The 2,209-nt window shown below is 56.3% G+C and carries 2 protein-coding genes; one reads left to right on the top strand and one right to left on the bottom strand.

What is annotated here, in order from left to right:
• Positions 1 to 686 (bottom strand): hypothetical protein (locus ACOSYY_RS06595; protein WP_421661472.1); only part of this gene is annotated, 686 nt, incomplete at its 3' end.
• A 128-nt stretch (positions 687 to 814) separates the two neighbouring features.
• On the opposite strand from ACOSYY_RS06595, the gene ACOSYY_RS06590 reads away from it, so the two are divergent.
• Positions 815 to 2,209 (top strand): homocysteine S-methyltransferase family protein (locus tag ACOSYY_RS06590; protein ID WP_421661471.1); only part of this gene is annotated, 1,395 nt, incomplete at its 3' end.

Genomic DNA, 2,209 nt, shown 5'->3' with positions numbered 1-2,209 from the left:
GTGTGCCGTTGCCGGAGCGTGACTAACTGCAGACTCTGCGCGCTGATCTCCACACGGTCTATCAAGGCTTCGGCCGTCAAGCGATCGGGAAGCCCTTGCATCGAAAATAGTTGGTAGCAGAGCGTCCAATCGAGCTGGTCTTTTCCCTTCTCTCTCACGATGAAACGGGCCTCGGACGAAGGGGGACCTTTGAACAGCAGCACCCAAATGTTGGAGCGAAAGGCGGGGGCGGCGGGATCGGTTGAAGGACGAAACTCCGGAATCAAATCCGGCAGCCGACTGATCGGCACGGCTTGGGAAAATTCGATGTCTACCAGCCGCACAATCATCGGTCTGTTTTCACGTTGATCATTCGGATCGACAGCGTAGCCGAAGGAGTAGCGGACATCGATGCTCCCACGCGTGAAGGTGTACACATCTTCGCCGTTTTCGGGCGACACCAATTTGCTGTAGTATTTCGACCAATCGGTGGTCGGATAATAGGTGAAGACACGCAGCGCGGATTTCCGGTCCCGCACGGCCTGCGGCATGCCGAGTTTTTCATGGAGTTCATTCTGGGAAAGCCCTAAAAAACCATCCTCGAAATAGGGCGCGGCAAACGTTGTGGAGAGGTGCACTGAAAAGACGACGATGCAGGACAGAAACACCAACGCCGTCATTCGTACGATAGCCCGGACATGCTTCATGCGTCATCGTAGCCAGGCCCGGAATTTTATGTCAAGGAAGGGGGGAGCCTGCTTGCCCGATCCGAAGGCCTTCCAGTATGATCGCGAATAAGTAGGTCAGAAACGTCCCGCTGATTCATAAGGTGATTATGACGATATCGCGCGAGAGTTCCCGTGAGAGTTCCATTGAGGCGCTGTTGCATGAGCGCATCCTTGTTCTTGACGGTGCGATGGGGACGATGATCCAGCAGCGAAAGCTGGATGAGGCGGCCTTTCGCGGGGAGCGGTTCAAGGACTGGTCGAAGGATCTCAAAGGTCATAACGATCTGTTGAATGCCACGCAGCCGTCTCTCATCGAAGAGATTCATCGGCAGTATCTTGAAGCCGGTGCCGACATCATCGAGACCAATACGTTCAATTCACAGGCTATTTCGCTGGCCGATTACAAGATGGAGACCCTGGGCTATGAACTGTCCAAGGCCGGGGCGGAATGCGCCAAGCGGGCAGTAGCGGCAGTACAACGGACGCAGCCGGGACGGCGTTGTTTCGTCGCCGGGGCGATCGGACCGACGACCAAGACTTCGTCGATTTCCACTGATGTGAACCGCCCCGTGGCGCGTGGGACAACTTTCGCGGAGTTGGTAAAGGCCTATGGGGAACAAGTTCAGGGCTTGCTCGACGGCGGTGTCGATCTTCTGCTCGTGGAGACGATCTTCGACACATTGAACGCGAAGGCCGCGTTTTTTGCGATCCAGCAGGCATTCGCGTCCGGCGCGCGTCGGGTTCCGATCATGGCCTCCGTGACGTTCATTCAGGCAGGCAGCAATCGCGGGGTGACCGGGCAAACCGTCGAAGCCTTCTGGAACTCTATTTCCCATGTGCCGCTGTTGAGCGTCGGGATGAACTGCGCGCTCGGCCCAAAAGAAATGCGCCCCCTGATCGAAGAATTGTCGCGGATCGCGCCGATTTACATCACCGCTCATCCCAATGCCGGCTTGCCGAATCCGTTGCTGCCGACCGGTTTTCCTGAAACGCCGGACACCTTGGCGCCTCAATTGAGCGAATGGGCGGAAAACGGATGGCTGAATATCGTCGGTGGCTGCTGCGGCACAACACCGGCCCATATCAAGCGCATTGCCGAAGCTGTGAACGGGGTCAAATCGCATGCGCGTTCGAAAATCCAGCCATACACGCGATTGAGCGGTCTTGAAGCCGTTACCATTCGGCCGGATTCGAACTTCGTCAATATCGGTGAACGAACGAATGTGACCGGCTCGCCCGCTTTCGCGAAGTTGATTTTGGCCGGCGATTATGAAGCGGCTCTGTCGGTGGCACGGCAACAAGTAGAGGGCGGAGCACAGATCATCGATATCAACATGGATGAGGGCATGCTGGACTCCAAGGCTGCGATGGAGAAGTTTCTTCGTCTCGTTGCATCGGAGCCGGATATCTGCAAAGTGCCCATCATGGTCGACAGTTCCAAGTGGGAGGTGTTGGAGACCGGCTTGAGAAATATCCAAGGTAAAGCCGTCGTCAACAGCATC

It is taken from the genome of Nitrospira sp. BLG_2 (genome assembly GCF_049222245.1).
This window is presented reverse-complemented; position numbering and strand designations above follow the sequence as displayed.